The 16,479-nt window shown below is 69.4% G+C and carries 15 protein-coding genes; 6 read left to right on the plus strand and 9 right to left on the minus strand.

The genetic code is table 11. The features are described from left to right. Positions 1-94: 94 nt before the first annotated feature. Entirely contained in the window at positions 95-1,024 is a 930-nt protein-coding gene (locus ABL843_RS01995) for a LysR family transcriptional regulator (RefSeq protein WP_418118790.1), read from the minus strand. Positions 1,025-1,144: 120 nt separating this feature from the next. Here ABL843_RS01995 and ABL843_RS02000 point away from each other — a divergent pair, with 120 nt between their 5' ends. Next, on the plus strand, positions 1,145-2,653 hold the full coding sequence (locus tag ABL843_RS02000; RefSeq protein WP_184640299.1) for a CoA-acylating methylmalonate-semialdehyde dehydrogenase: 1,509 nt from the start codon (positions 1,145-1,147) through the stop codon (positions 2,651-2,653). A 70-nt stretch (positions 2,654-2,723) separates the two neighbouring features. Next, positions 2,724-4,352 (plus strand): GMC family oxidoreductase, encoded by a 1,629-nt coding sequence (locus tag ABL843_RS02005; RefSeq protein ID WP_418118791.1) that lies wholly within the window; start codon positions 2,724-2,726, stop codon positions 4,350-4,352. Positions 4,353-4,358: 6 nt separating this feature from the next. Here the strand turns inward: ABL843_RS02005 and tetR are convergent, their stop codons facing one another. Next, positions 4,359-5,033 (minus strand): tetracycline resistance transcriptional repressor TetR, encoded by a 675-nt coding sequence (tetR, locus tag ABL843_RS02010; protein ID WP_019655432.1) that lies wholly within the window; start codon positions 5,031-5,033, stop codon positions 4,359-4,361. 95 nt (positions 5,034-5,128) lie between these two features. Between tetR and tet the strand changes: the two genes are divergently transcribed. Next, on the plus strand, positions 5,129-6,346 hold the full coding sequence (tet, locus tag ABL843_RS02015) for a Tet(A)/Tet(B)/Tet(C) family tetracycline efflux MFS transporter (RefSeq protein WP_418118792.1): 1,218 nt from the start codon (positions 5,129-5,131) through the stop codon (positions 6,344-6,346). 123 nt (positions 6,347-6,469) lie between these two features. Here the strand turns inward: tet and ABL843_RS02020 are convergent, their stop codons facing one another. From ABL843_RS02020 to ABL843_RS02050, 7 genes are read right to left on the minus strand one after another with little or no spacing between them, the layout of a single operon-like run. Further along, the gene (locus tag ABL843_RS02020; protein ID WP_240650655.1) at positions 6,470-7,519 is read right to left on the minus strand and encodes an ABC transporter substrate-binding protein; all 1,050 of its coding nucleotides are present in this window, start codon (positions 7,517-7,519) and stop codon (positions 6,470-6,472) included. A 21-nt stretch (positions 7,520-7,540) separates the two neighbouring features. After that, positions 7,541-8,695 (minus strand): NAD(P)/FAD-dependent oxidoreductase, encoded by a 1,155-nt coding sequence (locus tag ABL843_RS02025; protein ID WP_418118793.1) that lies wholly within the window; start codon positions 8,693-8,695, stop codon positions 7,541-7,543. Next, a complete protein-coding gene (locus ABL843_RS02030; RefSeq protein WP_418118794.1) occupies positions 8,692-10,113 on the minus strand; it encodes an FAD-dependent oxidoreductase in 1,422 nt (473 codons plus the stop codon). Before ABL843_RS02030 ends, ABL843_RS02025 begins: the two co-directional genes overlap by 4 nt. Continuing rightward, positions 10,110-10,409, minus strand: coding sequence for a (2Fe-2S)-binding protein (locus ABL843_RS02035; protein ID WP_418118795.1), 300 nt, complete (start codon positions 10,407-10,409; stop codon positions 10,110-10,112). The genes ABL843_RS02030 and ABL843_RS02035 overlap by 4 nt, the downstream gene beginning before the upstream one ends. Before the next feature lie 6 nt (positions 10,410-10,415). Then, positions 10,416-11,210 carry an ABC transporter permease gene (locus tag ABL843_RS02040; protein ID WP_418118796.1) on the minus strand — a complete coding sequence of 265 codons (795 nt, stop codon included), beginning with the start codon at positions 11,208-11,210 and terminating at the stop codon, positions 10,416-10,418. 4 nt (positions 11,211-11,214) lie between these two features. Further along, the gene (locus tag ABL843_RS02045) at positions 11,215-12,078 is read right to left on the minus strand and encodes an ABC transporter permease (protein WP_184640282.1); all 864 of its coding nucleotides are present in this window, start codon (positions 12,076-12,078) and stop codon (positions 11,215-11,217) included. Next, positions 12,075-13,148 (minus strand): ABC transporter ATP-binding protein, encoded by a 1,074-nt coding sequence (locus ABL843_RS02050; RefSeq protein WP_418118797.1) that lies wholly within the window; start codon positions 13,146-13,148, stop codon positions 12,075-12,077. The genes ABL843_RS02045 and ABL843_RS02050 overlap by 4 nt, the downstream gene beginning before the upstream one ends. Positions 13,149-13,365: 217 nt before the next feature. Here ABL843_RS02050 and ABL843_RS02055 point away from each other — a divergent pair, with 217 nt between their 5' ends. The 3 genes from ABL843_RS02055 (at position 13,366) to ABL843_RS02065 (ending at position 16,385) form a co-directional block, all read left to right on the plus strand. Then, positions 13,366-14,256 carry an IclR family transcriptional regulator gene (locus ABL843_RS02055; protein ID WP_418118798.1) on the plus strand — a complete coding sequence of 297 codons (891 nt, stop codon included), beginning with the start codon at positions 13,366-13,368 and terminating at the stop codon, positions 14,254-14,256. Positions 14,257-14,270: 14 nt separating this feature from the next. Beyond that, the gene (locus tag ABL843_RS02060; protein WP_418118799.1) at positions 14,271-14,690 is read left to right on the plus strand and encodes an MAPEG family protein; all 420 of its coding nucleotides are present in this window, start codon (positions 14,271-14,273) and stop codon (positions 14,688-14,690) included. Between the two features lie 156 nt (positions 14,691-14,846). Next, complete coding sequence (locus tag ABL843_RS02065) at positions 14,847-16,385, plus strand: aldehyde dehydrogenase family protein (protein ID WP_418118800.1); 1,539 nt, start codon at positions 14,847-14,849, stop codon at positions 16,383-16,385. Positions 16,386-16,479 lie beyond the last annotated feature (94 nt).

Consider the following 16,479-nt stretch of genomic DNA (forward strand, 5'->3'; position numbering starts at 1 on the left):
CCGGGTGCGCGCATCGTAACCGCGTGCATCCGCGGTCAAGGTGCGCCAGACCCTTCGTTCGCGTAGGGCACCACGCCGTTTCTTCATGATTTCCTCAGGGCGCGAAGCCATCGGTGAGCGCCTCGCGCAGCCAGCCCACGAAGGCCGTCACCGCCTGCGGCACGTGCGTGGCGTAGGGGCGTATTGCATACAGGCGCTCGCCGAAGGCGCCCACCGAGCGCCATTGCGGCAGCACCTGCTGCAGCTTGCCCGACTGCAGCGCCGCCTGCGCGCTGAAGTCGGGCACCAGCGCGATGCCCAGGCCGCTCAGGGCCGCGTCGCGCAGCGCCTCGCTGTTGTTGGCGACCAGCGGCCCCGACACCGGCACCGTGATGCGCGGCGCCGAAGACTTGGTCTCGAAGTGCCAGGTCGGTGTTTCCTGGGCGCGGGGGTAGTGCAGGCAGTCGTGGCCGGCCAGCGCCTGGGGCTCGCGCGGCGTGCCGCGGCGGCGCAGGTAGGCGCGGCTGGCCACCAGCACCGAACGCGTTTCGCACAGCGTCCAGGCCACGTGCGTGTCGGGCGGCGCGGCGGTGTGGCGGATCGCGAGGTCGAAACCTTCCATCGCCAGCGAGCTGAGCCGATCGGACAGGTCGAGTTCGATGCGCACCTCGGGCTGCGCGCGCAGGAACTCGGCCAGCCTGGGCACCAGCTGCTGGCGCGCGAAGGCCACCGGCGCGGTCACCCGCACCAGCCCGCGCGGCACGCCCGCGAGGTCGCGCACGCCGGCGAAGCTGTGGGCGATCTGCTCGAAGGGGCCGCGCATGTCTTCCACCAGCCGCTGGCCGGCCTCGGTGAGCCGCACGCTGCGCGTGGTGCGCTGCACCAACGGCGCGCCGGCCGCGCGTTCGAGCTCGGCGATGCGCTGGCTCATGGCCGCCTTGCTCACGCCCAGGCGCAGCGCGGCGGCGGTGAAGCTGCCCTGCTGCGCCAGCACGGTGAGCCAGTGCAGGTGCGTCCAGAGCGACTCGATATTTTGGGGTTTCATGCCTGCATTGTTCGCCAATGCGAACAATAAGTTCAAGCATCGTGACTAGGCGGGGAACAACGCGCTGCCTAAACTGGCCGCACTCCTCCTCCCGACACCGCCTCCATCAGGGTTCTCCCCATGCCTACTTCCATCGACCACTTCATCGCCGGCAAGCCCGCCGCCAACACCTCCGGCCGCACGCAGGACGTGACCAACCCCGCCACCGGCGCCGTCACCGGCAAGGTCGGCCTGGCCAATGCGGACCAGGTCTCGGCCGCCGTCGCAGCCGCGCAGGCCGCCTTCCCGGCCTGGGCCGACACGCCGCCGATCCGCCGCGCGCGCGTGATGTTCAAGTTCCTGCAGCTGCTCAACGAGCACAAGGACGAGCTGGCCCACATGATCACCGCCGAGCACGGCAAGGTCTTCACCGACGCGCAGGGCGAAGTCAGCCGCGGCATCGACATCGTCGAGTTCGCCTGCGGCATCCCGCAGCTGCTCAAGGGCGACTACACCGACCAGGTCAGCACCGGCATCGACAACTGGACGCTGCGCCAGCCCCTGGGCGTGGTCGCCGGCATCACGCCCTTCAACTTCCCGGTGATGGTGCCGATGTGGATGTTCCCGGTGGCCATCGCCGCGGGCAACACCTTCATCCTCAAGCCCAGCCCGACCGACCCGACGCCCTCGCTGCGCATCGCCGAGCTGCTGAAGGAAGCCGGCCTGCCCGACGGCGTGTTCAACGTGGTGCAGGGCGACAAGGCCGCGGTCGACGCGCTGCTGGAGCACCCCGACGTCAAGGCCATCAGCTTCGTCGGCTCCACGCCCATCGCCAACTACATCTACGAGACCGGCGCCCGCCACGGCAAGCGCGTGCAGGCCCTGGGCGGCGCGAAGAACCACATGGTGGTGATGCCCGATGCCGACATCGACCAGACCGTGGACGCGCTGATCGGCGCCGGCTACGGCTCGGCCGGCGAGCGCTGCATGGCCATCAGCGTGGCGGTGCTGGTGGGCGACGTGGCCGACAAGATCATTCCCAAGCTCATCGAGCGCACGAAGACGCTGCAGGTGCTCAACGGCGAGAACCTCGCGGCCGAGATGGGCCCGATCGTCACCCGCGCCGCGCACGAGCGCATCACCGGCTACATCGACCTGGGCGAGAAGGAAGGCGCGAAGCTGCTGGTCGACGGCCGCAAGTTCGACGGCAACCAGGCGGGCGAAGGCTGCGGCGATGGCTTCTGGATGGGCGGCACGCTCTTCGACCACGTCACGCCCGAGATGCGCATCTACAAGGAAGAGATCTTCGGCCCGGTGCTCAGCTGCGTGCGCGTGGCCAACTTCAAGGACGCGATCGACCTCGTCAACGCGCACGAGTTCGGCAACGGCGTGAGCTGCTTCACCCGCGACGGCAACGTGGCGCGCGAATTCAGCCGCCGCATCCAGGTGGGCATGGTCGGCATCAACGTGCCGATCCCGGTGCCGATGGCCTGGCACGGCTTCGGTGGCTGGAAGCGATCGCTCTTCGGCGACATGCACGCCTACGGCGAAGAGGGCGTGCGCTTCTACACGAAGCAGAAGTCGGTGATGCAGCGCTGGCCGGAAAGCATCGGCAAGGGGGCCGAGTTCGTCATGCCCACTGCGAAGTAGCATGCAGGGCGGCGCGAGGGGCGCCGCTTTTTTTCGTCGAACAAAACAAAGAGAGACAAGGCAGCACGCCATGAGCGACACCCAATTCGACTACATCGTCATCGGCGCCGGCACCGCCGGCTCGCTCATGGCGAACCGCCTGAGCGCCGACAAGAGCAGGCGCGTGCTGCTCATCGAGGCGGGCCGCAAGGACGACTACCACTGGATCCACATTCCGGTCGGCTACCTGTACTGCATCGGCAACCCCCGCACCGACTGGCTCTACAGCACCGAGCCCGACGCGGGCCTCAACGGCCGGGTGCTGCGCTATCCGCGCGGCAAGACGCTGGGCGGCTGCTCCAGCATCAACGGCATGATCTACATGCGCGGCCAGTCGCGCGACTATGAGCACTGGGCCGACCTCACCGGCGACGACGGCTGGCGCTGGCGGAACGTGCTGCCGGCCTTCAAAAAGCACGAAGACCACTACCTGGGCGCCGACGAGATGCATGGCGCGGGGGGCGAGTGGCGCGTAGAGAAGCAGCGCCTGCGCTGGGACATCCTCGACGCCTTCGCCGCGGCCGCGGAGCAGGCCGGCGTGCCGCACTCCACCGACTTCAACCGCGGCAACAACGAGGGCGTGGGCTACTTCCAGGTCAACCAGAAGAACGGCTGGCGCTGGAACACCGCCAAGGCCTTCCTGCGCCCGACCTGCTACGGCAGGCCCAACTTCGAGCTCTGGACCGGCGCGCAGGTCTCGCGCCTGATCTTCGAGACGCAGCCCGACGGCACCCGCCGGTGCACCGGCGCCGAGGTGTGGAACGGCAGCGAGAAGGTCACGGTGCGCGCCACGCGCGAGGTGGTGCTGAGCGCCGGCGCCATCGGCTCGCCGCAGATCCTGCAGCTCTCGGGCGTGGGCCCTTCCGAGCTGCTGAGGCAGCACGGCATCGACGTGGTGCTCGACGCGCCCGGCGTGGGCGCCAACCTGCAGGACCATCTGCAGATCCGCGCCGTCTACAAGATCGCGGGCGCACCCACCCTCAACGTGATGGCCTCGTCGATGATCGGCAAGGCGAAGATCGGCCTCGAATACGTGCTCAAGCGCAGCGGCCCGATGAGCATGGCGCCCTCGCAGCTCGGCGCCTTCACGCGCAGCTCGCCCGATCGCGAGTGGCCCAACCTGCAGTACCACGTGCAGCCGCTGTCGCTCGACGCCTTCGGCGATCCGCTGCACAGCTTTCCGGCCTTCACCGCGAGCGTGTGCAACCTCAACCCGACGAGCCGGGGCTCGGTGCGCATCCGCAGCAACCGCTTCGAGGACGCGCCGGCCATCGCGCCCAACTACCTGAGCACCGACGAAGACCGCAAGGTGGCGGCCGAGTCGCTGCGCGTCACGCGCCGCATCGCGCAGCAGCCCGCGCTCGCCAAGTACAAGCCCGAGGAATGGAAGCCCGGCGTGCAGTACCAGACCGACGAGGACCTGGCGCGCCTGGCCGGCGACATCGCCACCACCATCTTCCATCCGGTGGGCACCACCAAGATGGGCGCCGACAACGACCCGGCGGCGGTGCTCGATTCGCGCCTGCGCGTGCGCGGCGTGCAGGGCCTGCGCGTGGTGGATGCGGGCGCGATGCCCACCATCACCAGCGGCAACACCAACAGCCCGACGCTCATGATGGCCGAGAAGGCCGCCGGCTGGATCGTCGAGGACAACCGCTGAGCGGCTTCAGCGACGCGGTGCTGCGGGCGGCTTGTCCGCCATCGCGCGGCGGCGCGCGGCCGGGGCATTGCCCGCCATGCGCGCCTTCGCGCCTTCCAGCATGAGGTCGACGCCGATCTCGAACAGCGCGTCGGGCCCGGCCTTGCGGTAGTTGGCGAAGGCCTCGGCCAGCAGCGGGCGTGAGGCCGCTGCGGCGTCGAGCGCCTGCTGCTGCTCGGCCGCGTCGGGCGGCGTCGCCTGCTGTTCCAGCACGCAGCCCACGGTGTAGCGGCCCAGGGCGATCAGCAGCGTCATCGCCTGCGGCGCGGGCAGGCCCAGGCGGACCACGGAGGCGAGCTGCGCCTCGACCATGTCGAGGTCGGCCGGATCGGGCTCCGAGCCCGCATGCAGCCGCGCGCCGTCGCGCCGCGCCAGCAGCGCACGGCGGAAGCTGCGTGCGTTCTCGCGCAGGAAGGCGTCCCAGGTCTCGCCGGGCTCCGGCAGCTTGCGCTCGTGGGTGCGGCGCAGGATCTCGCCGTTCATCGCATCGAGCAGCGCACGCTTGTTCTTGAAGTGCCAGTACAGCGCGGGCTGCTGCACGCCGAGCCGCTCGGCCAGGAGCCGCGTGCTGAGCTTGTCCATTCCCACCTCGTCGAGCAGCGTGAGGGCTGTCTCGAGGATCACTTCGCGGTCCAGTTTCATTCTTCCGATGTGCGCGCGTGCGTGCGTGTGTGTGCCGATGTCGATCGGGGAGGGTACTTCACGCCCAGGAATTTATCGCTGATAATTCCTTATCGATGATAAATGCAGACGCACTTCCAAACCCCCTCGCGAGCGGCCGCCATGCGCAGGCCGTGATCCTCGCGATCGTCACGCTCGACGCGATCGGCATCAGCCTGGTCATGCCGATCGTGCCCAGCCTGCTGCGCGAAGTCGGCCACACGGGCGACCTCGGCTGGCGCTTCGGCGCATTCCTCTCGCTCTACGCTCTGATGCAGTTCCTCTGCGCGCCGGTGCTCGGTGCGCTCAGCGACCGCTTCGGCCGCCGTCCGGTGCTGCTGGTCTCGGTGGCGGGTGCGGCCGTCGACGCGCTCTTCATGGCCTTCGCGCCCTCGCTGTGGATGCTGTTCGTGGGCCGCGCGATCGCCGGCATGACGGGCGCGAACATGGCGGTGGCCTCGGCAGCCATCGCCGACCTCACGCCCGAGAACCAGCGCGCGCGCTGGTTCGGCCGCATGGGCGCGTGCTTCGGCCTCGGCTTCATCGCAGGGCCGGCGCTCGGCGGCGTGCTCGGCGACCACGGCGTGCGGCTGCCGTTCATCGCCGCCGCCGTGCTCAACGGACTGACCTTCCTCGCGGCCCTGCTGCTGCTGCGCGAGTCGCGCCCCGCGAAGCTCGCCACGCAGCCCTTCGACCGAGGCGTGCTGCATCCGCTCGCGCCGCTGCGCTGGGCGAAGAGCTTTCCCGCGCTGCTGCCCATCCTCGGCGTGTTCACCGTGCTGATGCTGGTGGGCGAGGTCGCGGGCACCACCTGGGTGCTCTACGGCGAGGACAAGTTCGCGTGGAACGGCACCATGGTCGGCGTCTCGCTCGCGGTCTTCGGGCTGATCCAGGCGCTGATGCAGGGCTTCGTCGCGGGCCCGCTGGTCGAGCGCTGGGGCGAGCGCGCGGCCATCGCCATCGGCACCGCGGCCGACTGCACCGCCTATGCGCTGCTGGCCTTCGCCACGCAGGGCTGGATGGCGCTCGCACTGCTGCCGCTACTGTGCACGGGCGGCATCGGCGCGCCCGCGCTGCAGTCGATGCTCTCGGCCCGCGTGGGCGAGTCCGAGCAGGGACGGCTGCAGGGCGTGCTCGCGAGCCTGTCCAGCCTGGCCTCGGTGTTCGGGCCGCTGCTCATCAGCCAGCTCTACTTCGCCTTTCGCCTGCGCTTTCCCGGCATCGCGTGGCTGGTGGGCGCGGTGGTCTACCTGCTGTGCATGCCGGTGCTGCTGCGCAAGACTCCCAAGCCATAGCTTCGGTCTGACTTCGGTCCGATGCCAGAAACACCGAGGAACCGGCTTTGCCGGGCCTCAGGTGTTGCCCCCGGTAGGGGGTTGGCGAAGCGACACGAAGTGCGCGCAGCCTGGGGGCGAGCTTTATTTTTCTATCGTCTTGTTCCAGCGCGCGTTCCACGCCGGGCGGTTCGCGTTGATGCTTTCCCAGTCGATGGTCACGGCGGTCTTCATCCACTTGTTGATGTCGGCCACTTGGGCCACGCCGTCGCCCACCACCGGCGCCTTCGGGTTGGTGGGAATCTGCGCGCCGTACTGCAGCACGTTGGCCTGCGCCAGCGGGCTCAGCAGGAACTCCGCGAGCTTCTGCGAGAGCTCGGGCTCGGTGTTGTTGGCGATCACGCACTGGCCGACCATGAGCACCACCGCGCCTTCCTTGGGCGGTGCGTATTCCACCGGAATGCCCTTGCTCTTCATCGCGGCCACGGCCGTGGGCGTGAGCGGGAAGATCGCGGCCTCGCCGGTCTGCACCATCTCCGAGAGCTTGGCCGAGCTCGGGATGTACTCCAGCACGTTCGGCCCGATGGTGGTGGGCCAGGCCTTGAAGCCGGGCTCCACGTTCTTGTCGTTGCCGCCCTGGATGCGGTTGAACATCAGGAAGCCGTGCAGCCCGAAGGAGGACGACGACACCGACTGGAACACCACCTTGCCCTTGTATTTCGCATCGGCCAGGTCCATCCAGGAGGTGGGCGGCGCCCAGCCCTTCTCCTTGAACATCTTCGCGTTGTAGGCCAGGCCCGTCATGCCCAGGCTCACGCCGCTGGCCATATCGTCCTTGAAGCGCGCGGCCGGGTAGATTTCGCTGAGCGACTGGCTGGGCTTCTGCTTCTGGCACAGGCCCATGCCGATGGCGCGCACCATCACGCCGTCGTCGAGGAACATCACGTGCATCTGCGGCTTGTCCTTGTTGGCCTGTGCCTTGGCGAGGATGTCGGACGAGGTGCCCGGCACCACCACCACCTTCGCGCCGTAGGCCTTCTCGAAGGCCGGGAAGACGTACTGCGTGTACGCCTTCTCCATGGTGCCGCCGTTCATGCCGATGTAGAGGGTCTTGGTCTGCGCACCGGCGATGCCGGCGGCCGCGAGCAGCGCGGCCAGCAGCGGGAGGGTTCTGATCGATGACTTCTTGGACATGGCGATGCTCTCCATTCAGGTTCAGGTGGGGGATGCGGATGCGGTGAGGGATTCGTCGGCGCCGTCGAAGCGCTCGATGGCGAAGGCGTCGATGGGGGTGTCGGTGCGGCCGTCGCGCGCCAGCTCGGCCAGCACCTCGCCGGCGGCCGGGCCGATCTGGAAGCCCGCGCCCGCGAAGCCGAAGCCGTGGAACAGGCCCGGCGTGGTGTGGCTCGGGCCCAGCACCGGTTCGCGGTCGGGCAGGTAGCCCTCGGTGCCGCCCCAGGTGCGGATGATGTGCGCGTGGCGCAGCACCGGCAGCAGTTCGATCGCCTGCACCGCGAGCGTGGCGATGCCCTCGCGTTCTGCACGCGAGCGTTCGGCATCCAGCGTGATGCCGGAGCCGCCGCCCAGCACCACGTTGCCGCGCTCCACCTGCCGGCAGTAGATGCCGCCGCCTTCCACGCCCAGGCTCCATTTCATGAAATGCGGCACCGGCTCGGTCACCGCCATCAGCGGGCTGCGCGAATACATCGGCGGTGTCTCGCCGAACTGGCTGGCGATGGCGCCGGCCCACGCGCCCGCGCAGTTCAGCAGCACCGGCGCCTGCACTTCGAGCGCGTTGCCGCTGCGCACCATGAACATGGCGCCGTCGTGCGCCACCTCGTCGACCCGGTGCCGCTCGAAGACCTGCGCGCCCGCGCGCTGCGCCGCCAGCGCGAAGGCGGGCGACACCAGGCGCGGATTGGCCTGCCCGTCTTCCGCGCAGAGCGAGCCACCCACCGCGCGCGTACCCAGCCACGGGCACTGCTCGCGCAGTCGCGCGCCGGAGATCAGCTCCAGGCCCAGGTCGAAATCGCTGCTCAGCGCGCGGTAGCGCTCGAGCGAAGCCATGTCGGATTCGCTGCGCGCGATCTTGAAGTGGCCCGAGCGGATGTATTCGCCGTCGGTGCCCAGCAGCCCGGCAAGACCGCCCCAGATGCGGTGTGCACGCTGCGCCAGCGGCAATTGGCTCACCGGCCGGCCCTGGCGGCGTACGCCGCCGTAGTTCACGCCGCTGGAACGTGAGCCGCAGAGGTCGCGCTCCAGCAGCACCACGCCGACGCCCATGCGGCGCAGCGCCAGCGCGGCGGAAGAGCCGACGATGCCGCCGCCGACGATGGCGACGTCGGTGCGAAGCTTCCTGATCGAACTCATGCGCAGTTCCCTTCGGCCGGCACGAGCCGGATCGGGATCGGCTTGATCGGCGCCTGCCCGCGCAGCCGGCCTACCTGCTGCAGCGGCTGCCGCGTCGCATGCGCGAGGATCTCGGCCGCGGCCGCGCCGCACATGCGCCCCTGGCAGCGGCCCATGCCGACGCGCGACAGGGCCTTCAGGCGATTCATCTCGTCGGCGCCGGTGCTGGCGATGGTCTGGCGCAACGTGCCGGCGGTGACGTTCTCGCAGCGGCAGATGACGAGGTCGTCGGCCGCGTTCTCCGCCCAGTCCTGCGGCATGGGAAAGGCGCGCTCCAGGCCCTGGCGGAAGCCGGCGAGCTTTTCGAGCTTGCGTTCGAGCTCCGACGCACGCGCGGTGTCGATGGCGATGCCGGCATCCTGCAGCAGCGCCAGCGCCGCGCGCTCGCCAGCCCACTCGGCCGCATCCGCGCCCATGATGCCGGCGCCGTCGCCCGCGAGGTACACGCCCTGCACGCTGGAGCGCCCCGCCGCATCGCGCACCGGCAGGTGCGCGCGGTGCAGCGGTGCGTAGTCGAAGCGGCAGCCGAGCAGGTCGGCGAGTTGCGTCTCCGAGCGCAGCGCGTAGCCGAAGCCGATCGCATCGCATTCGATCGTGCGCTCGTTCCCGCCGTCGAGCCAGGCCACGCCGGTGACGCGGCCCTGCGCCTCGTCGCCGAGCACGCGCAGCGGGCGCACGCCGCCATGCAGCGCAATGCCGTGCGCGCGCAGCCAGCCCACGTAGTACATGCCCTTCGCGAGCACGGCCGGCTGCGCCAGCATCGCGGGCGCGGCGGCGATCTGGTCGGCCAGGCGCGCCGTGTCGAGCACCGCGGCCACGTCCACGCCGGCCTTCGCATATTGATATGCCACCAGGTAGAGCAGCGGCCCCGTGCCCATGAACACCACGCGCCGCCCGATGGCGCAGCCCTGGAACTTGAGCGCCACCTGCGCGCCGCCCAGCGTGTAGACGCCCGGCAGCGTCCAGCCCGGCAGCGGCAGCACGCGGTCGGTGGCGCCGGTCGCGACGATGAGGTGGCTGTAGGGCACGCGGCGGTTGTTGCGCGTGGGGTTGTGCATCACGTCGAGCACCTGGTCCTGCGCGTTCCACGCGAGGCTGTCGGCATGGTGTTCGATGCGGCCCTGCAGCGCCTCGAAGGCGTTGTGCACAGCGTCGGCGCGCTTCGACTCGAAGCCGTAGAGCGTCTGCTTGTCGCGCGCCGTCAGGCCGGGAGGAGGGCGGCGGTAGATCTGGCCGCCGGCGCGCGAGGCCTCGTCGATCACCACCGGCTTCAGGCCGTGCGCCACGAGCGTTTGCGCGGCGCGCACGCCGGCCGGACCTGCGCCGACGATCACCGGGCGGACTTCGCCTGTCGCTGCCGGTGTTGCTGTCGCGGTCATGCGCCGTCCTTTCCCGTGACCAGCGCCATGCCCGGCGCGATGAAGGTCGAGCAGGCGCGAAGGCGTTCGCCTTCATCGGTGGAGATCCAGCAGTCCTGGCAGGCGCCCATCATGCAGAAGCCCGCGCGCGGCAGGCCGCTGAACTCGTTGCGGCGCAGTTGGCCGCAATGGGTGAGCACGGCGGTCAGCACGGTGTCGCCGGCCAGGGCGCTCGCGGGTTCGCCGTCGAGCGTGAAGGGCACAGTCGCGCGGCCGGTCTTCTCGGCCACGCGGTGGAGCAGGGCGTGTGTTTTCATGGTCATCTATCTGCGCCCCACCAGCACGCGGTCGAGTCCGTAGACGCGATCGAGCAGCACCATCGCGAAGGCCGTCACCGCCACCATCAGCGCCGACACGGCGGCCATCAGCGGGTCGATGGATTCGGTCGCGTACATGTACATGCGCACCGGCAGCGTCACCGTGCTCGGCGAGGTGACGAAGATGGACATCGTCACTTCGTCGAAGCTGTTGATGAACGACAGCATCCAGCCGCCGGTCACGCCCGGCAGGATCATCGGCAGCGTGATGCGGCGGAACACGGTGGCCTGGTTCGCGCCCAGCGAGAGCGCGGCCTGCTCGGCGCTGCGGTCGAAGCCCACCAGCGCCGCCACCACCAGTCGCAGCGTGTAGGGCGTGACGATGAGCGCATGCGCCAGCACCAGCCAGGCGAAGCTGCCCGTGCCGCCCACCAGCGAGAACAGGCGCAGCAGCGCCACGCCCAGCACCAGGTGCGGCACGATCAGCGGCGAGAGGAACAGGCCGTTGAGGAAGTCGCGCCCCGGAAACTCGTAGCGCGTGATCGCCATGCCGGCCGGCACCGCGAGCAGCGTCGCGATGGTGGCCGAGCTCAGCGCGAGCCACAGGCTGTTCCAGAACGACTGCATGAAGTCGGGGTGCGCGAACACCGCCTCGAACCAGCGCAGCGAGAAATGCGTGGTGGGGATCGTCAGCGTGTTCTCGGGCGTGAACGCCACCACGCACACCACCACCAGCGGTGCCAGCATGAAGACGATGACGAGCGCGTTGAACGCGAGGGCAATGGGGCCGTTCTTGTTCATCGGATCACCCCAGCGCTTTCTTGTAGCGGCCTTCGACGAGGCGGTTGTAGCTCAGCATCACCGCGAGATTGGCGACGAGAAGCACCAGCGCCACCGCCGCGCCCAGCGGCCAGTTGAGTTCGCTCAGGTACTCGTCGTAGACGATGGTCGCGACCATCTTCAGCCGGCGTCCGCCCAGCAGCCCCGGAATGGCGAAGGAACTCGCCGCCAGCCCGAACACGATCAGGCTGCCCGAGAGAATGCCCGGCATCACCTGCGGCAGCACGATGCGCCGCAGCGTGGTGAAGGGCGTGGCGTTGAGCGAGAGGGCGGCGTTCTCCACGCCGGGGTCGAGCTTCTGCAGCGAGGTCCACACCGGGATCACCATGAAGGGCAGCATCACGTGCACCAGCGCGATGACCACTGCCGCGCTGGTGTAGAGGATCTTCACCGGCCCGATGCCCAGCAGCTGCAGCAGCGCGTTCACCGCGCCCTCGGGGCCGAGCAGCATGCTCCAGCCGAAGGCCCGCACCACCACCGAGACCAGCAGCGGCGCGAGCACCACCAGCAGCAGCGCCGAGCGCCACGGGTTGCGCATGCGGCTGAGCACATACGCCTCTGGCGCGCCGATCAGCACGCAGATCAGCGTGACCAGGGCCGAGACCCAGAAGGTGCGCCAGAAGATGCCGAGGTAGTAGGAGTCGGAGAACACCAGCGCGTAGTGCGCGAGCGTGAACTCGCCCGACTTCGGCCCCGTGGCCGGGTCGTAGACGTTGAACGACAGCACTGCGGTGAGCCCGAGCGGCACCACCAGCAGCACCGTGAACAGCAGCAGCGCGGGGCCGGAGAGCCACCATGCGGTGGCCTTGCTTTTCGATGCGCTGCTCATGCCGCGACAACCCTTTCATCGGCCGGCAGAAGCCGCATGCAATGCGCCGGCCAGTCGATGCCCGTACGGCTGCCTTCGGCGAGGGCCTCGCGCCCGTCGTTGGGGCTCAGCACCATGAGCTCGCCCACCGAAGTCGCCACGCGGTAGAGCCACTGGCTGCCGAGGAAGAAGCGCTCCAGCACCTCGCCGTCGATGCGGCCGCCGCCCGGCGGCACCAGCTGCAGCTTCTCGGGCCGCACGCTCAGCAGCGCGGCGGCGTCGACACTGAAGCCGGTGTCGTCCACGTCCAGCGAGAGCGCGCCCACCTCCACGCAGGTGCGCCCGGGGCCGCTGCCCGACACGCGGCAGTCCAGCAGGTTGGCCTTGCCCACGAAGGTGGAGATGAAGCGCGTGCCCGGATGCTCGTACACGCGCTGCGGATGATCGATCTGCGTGGCGCGCCCGCCCTCCATCACCACCACGCGGTCGCTGATCGACATCGCCTCGCTCTGGTCGTGCGTGACCATCACCGTTGTGGTGCCGACCTTGCGCTGGATCTGGCGCAGCTCGAACTGCATCTCCTCGCGCAGCTTGGCGTCGAGGTTGGACAGCGGCTCGTCCAGCAGCAGCACCGGCGGCTCGATTACCAGCGCGCGCGCCAGCGCCACCCGCTGCCGCTGGCCGCCCGAAAGCTCGCGCGGGTAGCGCGCGGCATGCTGCTCGAGGTGCACCAGCGCCAGCGCCTGCTTCACCCGTTCGGTGCGCTCGGCCTTCGGCATCTTGCGCATCTCCAGGCCGAAGCTCACGTTGTCGGCCACCGTCATGTGCGGGAAGAGGGCGTAGGTCTGGAACACGATGCCCAGCCCGCGCGTGTTGGCCTTGGCGTGCGTGATGTCCTTGCCCGCGAGTTCGATGCGGCCGCTGCTCACCGCCTCGAAGCCCGCGATCATCTGCAGCGTGGTCGTCTTGCCGCAGCCCGAGGGACCGAGCAGCGAGACGAACTCGCCCTTTTCCACCGAGAGATTCATGGCCGACACCGCGCGGGTGGCGCCATAGAACTTGGTCACGTCGGTGAGCCGTAGGAATGACATGGAACGGGCCTTTCTGCGGGGCGAAAAAGATGGCTTCGGGCACCTTGCTTCGGCTTGGTGCAGGCCATGGACAGCTTGCTGCTTTCAATTCACTCTATTGCAACGATTGCGCCAGATCGCCTCGGGTATTCCATTAATCAGAATATTTCTTCAAATTATTCCGTTGAATGGAATATGATGGCCGCGACTGATGAATCGGATTCCACAGGAGGAAGGTATGGAGAGCACTTCGGCGAACGCCCCGGCCGGCGCAGGGGCGGGCGCGGCGGCCAGCGGCGGCGTGCCGCGCGTCTTTTCGGTGATCCGCGCGCTCGCAGCGGTGCAGGCCGAGGGCGGCCGCGTGACCCAGATCGCACGTTCCGTAGGCCTCACCCAGGCCACCACGCACCGGCTGCTGCAGTCGCTCATGGCCGAAGGCATGGTCGAGCAGGACGAGCGCAGCAAGCTCTACCGTCTGAGCATCGATTTCTTCGCGCTCGCCGCCAGCGCGGGCAACCCGGGCGACCTGCGCTCCATCTGCCGGCCCGTGCTGCTGCGCCTGTGCGCGAGCCTCGGCGACAGCATCTTCCTGCTGGCGCGCAGCGGCTTCGACGCCGTGTGCCTGGACAGGAGCGAAGGCCCTTTTCCCATCCGCTCCTTCACCGGCGATATCGGCGGGCGCATCGCCCTGGGCGTGGGGCAGGGCGCGCTCGCGATCCTCGCCTTCCTGCCGGAGGCCGAGCGCGAGGAGGTGATCCGCTTCAACCTGTCGCGCGTGCGCGAATACGGCGTGTACGACGAGGTCTACCTGCGCACCGAGATCGAGCGTGTGCGCCAGGCCGGCTACGCGGGCCGCAACACCGGCCTGCTCGAAGGCATGGCCGGCGTGGCCGTGCCCATCCTCGACCGCGAAGGCCGCGCGGTGGCGGCGCTGAGCGTGGGCACCATCGCCGACCGGCTCAATGCCGACCGCATGCCGACGGTGGTGGAGCTGCTGAAACGCGAGGCGGCGGCGATCGGGCCGAGGATCAATCCCTTCGATGCGACGCTGAGGCGGCCGGCGCAGAGCCTGGCGAGTTCGCCGGCGGGGCAGAAGATTCCGTTGCCCGAGGCCTCGGGGCCGGGCTGAGCAAGGAGCCGACCATGAACAACCCCTCGATCCTCTACCCCGTCTTCGCCCTCGCGGCTCTCACCGGCCTGGTGCTGCTGCTCATCCCCTTCACGCGCGTGCGCGCCGTGCTGCGGCGCGAGATCCGGGCGGCGGATTTCAGGCTGGGCGAGTCGGCTGCGGTGCCGGACGCGGTGCGCATACCCAACCGCAACTACATGAACCTGCTGGAGCTGCCGGTGCTGTTCTACGTGGTGTGCCTGGTCTTCTACGTGGCGGCGCAGCCGACGCCCGCGGCGGTCTGGCTGGCTTGGGGTTACGTCGGGCTGCGGGCGCTGCACAGCGCGGTGCACCTGACCTACAACCACGTGCTGCACCGGCTGGGCGTGTTCGCGGCGAGCAATGTGGTGCTGGTCGCGCTGTGGATCTTGGCGGCGACCCGGCTTGTGCGTTAGCCGCACGTCGAAGCGCTCAGATCCTTCCTGAAACGCATCAGGTCCTTCCATATTTTCATTAGGCAATCGCGCGGGATTCGCTGATATTGGCCGGATCAGGCCTCCCGTTGCCTTCCCGTTTTCTTCCCGTCCTTCATCTGCCCCCGGAGCGCGTCCATGTCCGAAGCCCAAACCTCCCTTCCCGTCGCCACCGAAGTCGAACAGCTGCTGCAGCGCCTGGGTGTGCCCCGCGCGGCCCACACCGGCGGCGAGCTGACGGTGCGTTCGCCCGTCAGCGGCGAGGTGGTGGCGCAGGTGCCGCAGACCTCGCCGGCCGAGGCGACGGCGGTGATCGGCCGCGCGCACGAAGCCTTCAAGGCCTGGCGCAACGTGCCGGCGCCGCGCCGCGGCGAGCTGGTTCGGCTGCTGGGCGAGGAGCTGCGTGCCGCCAAGGGCGACCTGGGCCGCCTCGTGACGCTGGAGGCCGGCAAGATTCCGTCCGAGGGCGCGGGCGAGGTGCAGGAAATGATCGACATCTGCGACTTCGCGGTCGGCCTCTCACGCCAGATCTACGGCCTCACCCTGGCCACCGAGCGCGCCGAGCACCGCATGATGGAAACCTGGCATCCGCTGGGCGTGTGCGGCGTGATCTCGGCCTTCAACTTCCCGGTGGCCGTGTGGTCGTGGAACGCGGCGCTGGCGCTGGTGTGCGGCGATCCGGTGGTGTGGAAGCCTTCCGAAAAAACGCCGCTGACCGCGCTGGCCGTGCATGCCATCGCGCAGCGCGCCATCGAGCGCTTCGGCGACGCGCCCGAGGGCCTGCTGGGCCTGCTGCTGGGCCAGCGCGACATCGGCGAGGTGCTGGTGGACGATCACCGCGTGCCCGTTCTCTCGGCCACCGGCTCGACCGCCATGGGCCGCCAGGTGGGCCCGAAGCTGGCCGCGCGCTTCGCACGTGCCATCCTCGAACTCGGCGGCAACAACGCCGCCATCGTCACGCCCTCGGCCGACCTCGACCTCGCGCTGCGCGGCATCGCCTTCGCGGCCATGGGCACGGCCGGCCAGCGCTGCACCACGCTGCGCCGCCTGTTCGTGCACGAGAGCGTCTACGACGCGCTGGTGCCCAAGCTCGCGAAGGTCTACGGCAACGTGCAGGTGGGCGATCCGCGCGAGGCCGGCACGCTGGTCGGTCCGCTGATCGACCGCGCCGCCTTCGACGGCATGCAGAAGGCGCTCGGCGAAAGCCGCGAGGCAGGCGCGACGGTGCATGGCGGCCAGCGCGTGGACGGCATCGGCACGAAGGACGCGTACTACGTGCGCCCGGCGCTGGTCGAGCTGAAGTCGCATGAAGGCCCGGTGCTGCGCGAGACCTTTGCGCCCATCCTGTACGTGGTGCGCTACAGCTCGCTCGACGAGGCCATCGAGCAGCACAACGCGGTGGGCGCGGGCCTGTCGTCGTCGATCTTCACGCTGAACATGCGCGAGGCCGAGCGCTTCATGTCGAGCTCGGGCTCCGACTGCGGCATCGCCAACGTCAACATCGGCCCGAGCGGTGCCGAGATCGGCGGCGCCTTCGGCGGCGAGAAGGAAACCGGTGGCGGCCGCGAAGCCGGCTCCGACAGCTGGAAGGCGTACATGCGCCGAGCCACCAACACCATCAACTACTCGACCGCCCTGCCGCTCGCGCAAGGCGTGACCTTCGACATCGGGGACTAGGACTCTCCCCCAGGCTTCGCGCACTTCGTGTCGCTACGCCAACCCCCTCACCGGGGGCGACATCGGCGGCCCGGCAAAGCCGGTTCCGCGATGT

The organism is Variovorax sp. 350MFTsu5.1 (assembly GCF_048302515.1).
Lineage (GTDB): Bacteria > Pseudomonadota > Gammaproteobacteria > Burkholderiales > Burkholderiaceae_C > Variovorax > Variovorax guangxiensis.

Coding starts and splice junctions, on each gene's coding strand:
- ABL843_RS02045 (WP_184640282.1), bottom strand. CDS start 12,078: ATGAGCAGCGCATCGAAAAGCAAGGCCACCGCATGGTGGCTCTCCGGC.
- ABL843_RS02030 (WP_418118794.1), bottom strand. CDS start 10,113: ATGACCGCGACAGCAACACCGGCAGCGACAGGCGAAGTCCGCCCGGTG.
- tet (WP_418118792.1), top strand. CDS start 5,129: ATGATAAATGCAGACGCACTTCCAAACCCCCTCGCGAGCGGCCGCCAT.
- ABL843_RS02050 (WP_418118797.1), bottom strand. CDS start 13,148: ATGTCATTCCTACGGCTCACCGACGTGACCAAGTTCTATGGCGCCACC.
- ABL843_RS02060 (WP_418118799.1), top strand. CDS start 14,271: ATGAACAACCCCTCGATCCTCTACCCCGTCTTCGCCCTCGCGGCTCTC.
- ABL843_RS02005 (WP_418118791.1), top strand. CDS start 2,724: ATGAGCGACACCCAATTCGACTACATCGTCATCGGCGCCGGCACCGCC.
- ABL843_RS02020 (WP_240650655.1), bottom strand. CDS start 7,519: ATGTCCAAGAAGTCATCGATCAGAACCCTCCCGCTGCTGGCCGCGCTG.
- ABL843_RS02055 (WP_418118798.1), top strand. CDS start 13,366: ATGGAGAGCACTTCGGCGAACGCCCCGGCCGGCGCAGGGGCGGGCGCG.
- tetR (WP_019655432.1), bottom strand. CDS start 5,033: ATGAAACTGGACCGCGAAGTGATCCTCGAGACAGCCCTCACGCTGCTC.
- ABL843_RS02000 (WP_184640299.1), top strand. CDS start 1,145: ATGCCTACTTCCATCGACCACTTCATCGCCGGCAAGCCCGCCGCCAAC.
- ABL843_RS02025 (WP_418118793.1), bottom strand. CDS start 8,695: ATGAGTTCGATCAGGAAGCTTCGCACCGACGTCGCCATCGTCGGCGGC.
- ABL843_RS02065 (WP_418118800.1), top strand. CDS start 14,847: ATGTCCGAAGCCCAAACCTCCCTTCCCGTCGCCACCGAAGTCGAACAG.
- ABL843_RS01995 (WP_418118790.1), bottom strand. CDS start 1,024: ATGAAACCCCAAAATATCGAGTCGCTCTGGACGCACCTGCACTGGCTC.
- ABL843_RS02035 (WP_418118795.1), bottom strand. CDS start 10,409: ATGAAAACACACGCCCTGCTCCACCGCGTGGCCGAGAAGACCGGCCGC.
- ABL843_RS02040 (WP_418118796.1), bottom strand. CDS start 11,210: ATGAACAAGAACGGCCCCATTGCCCTCGCGTTCAACGCGCTCGTCATC.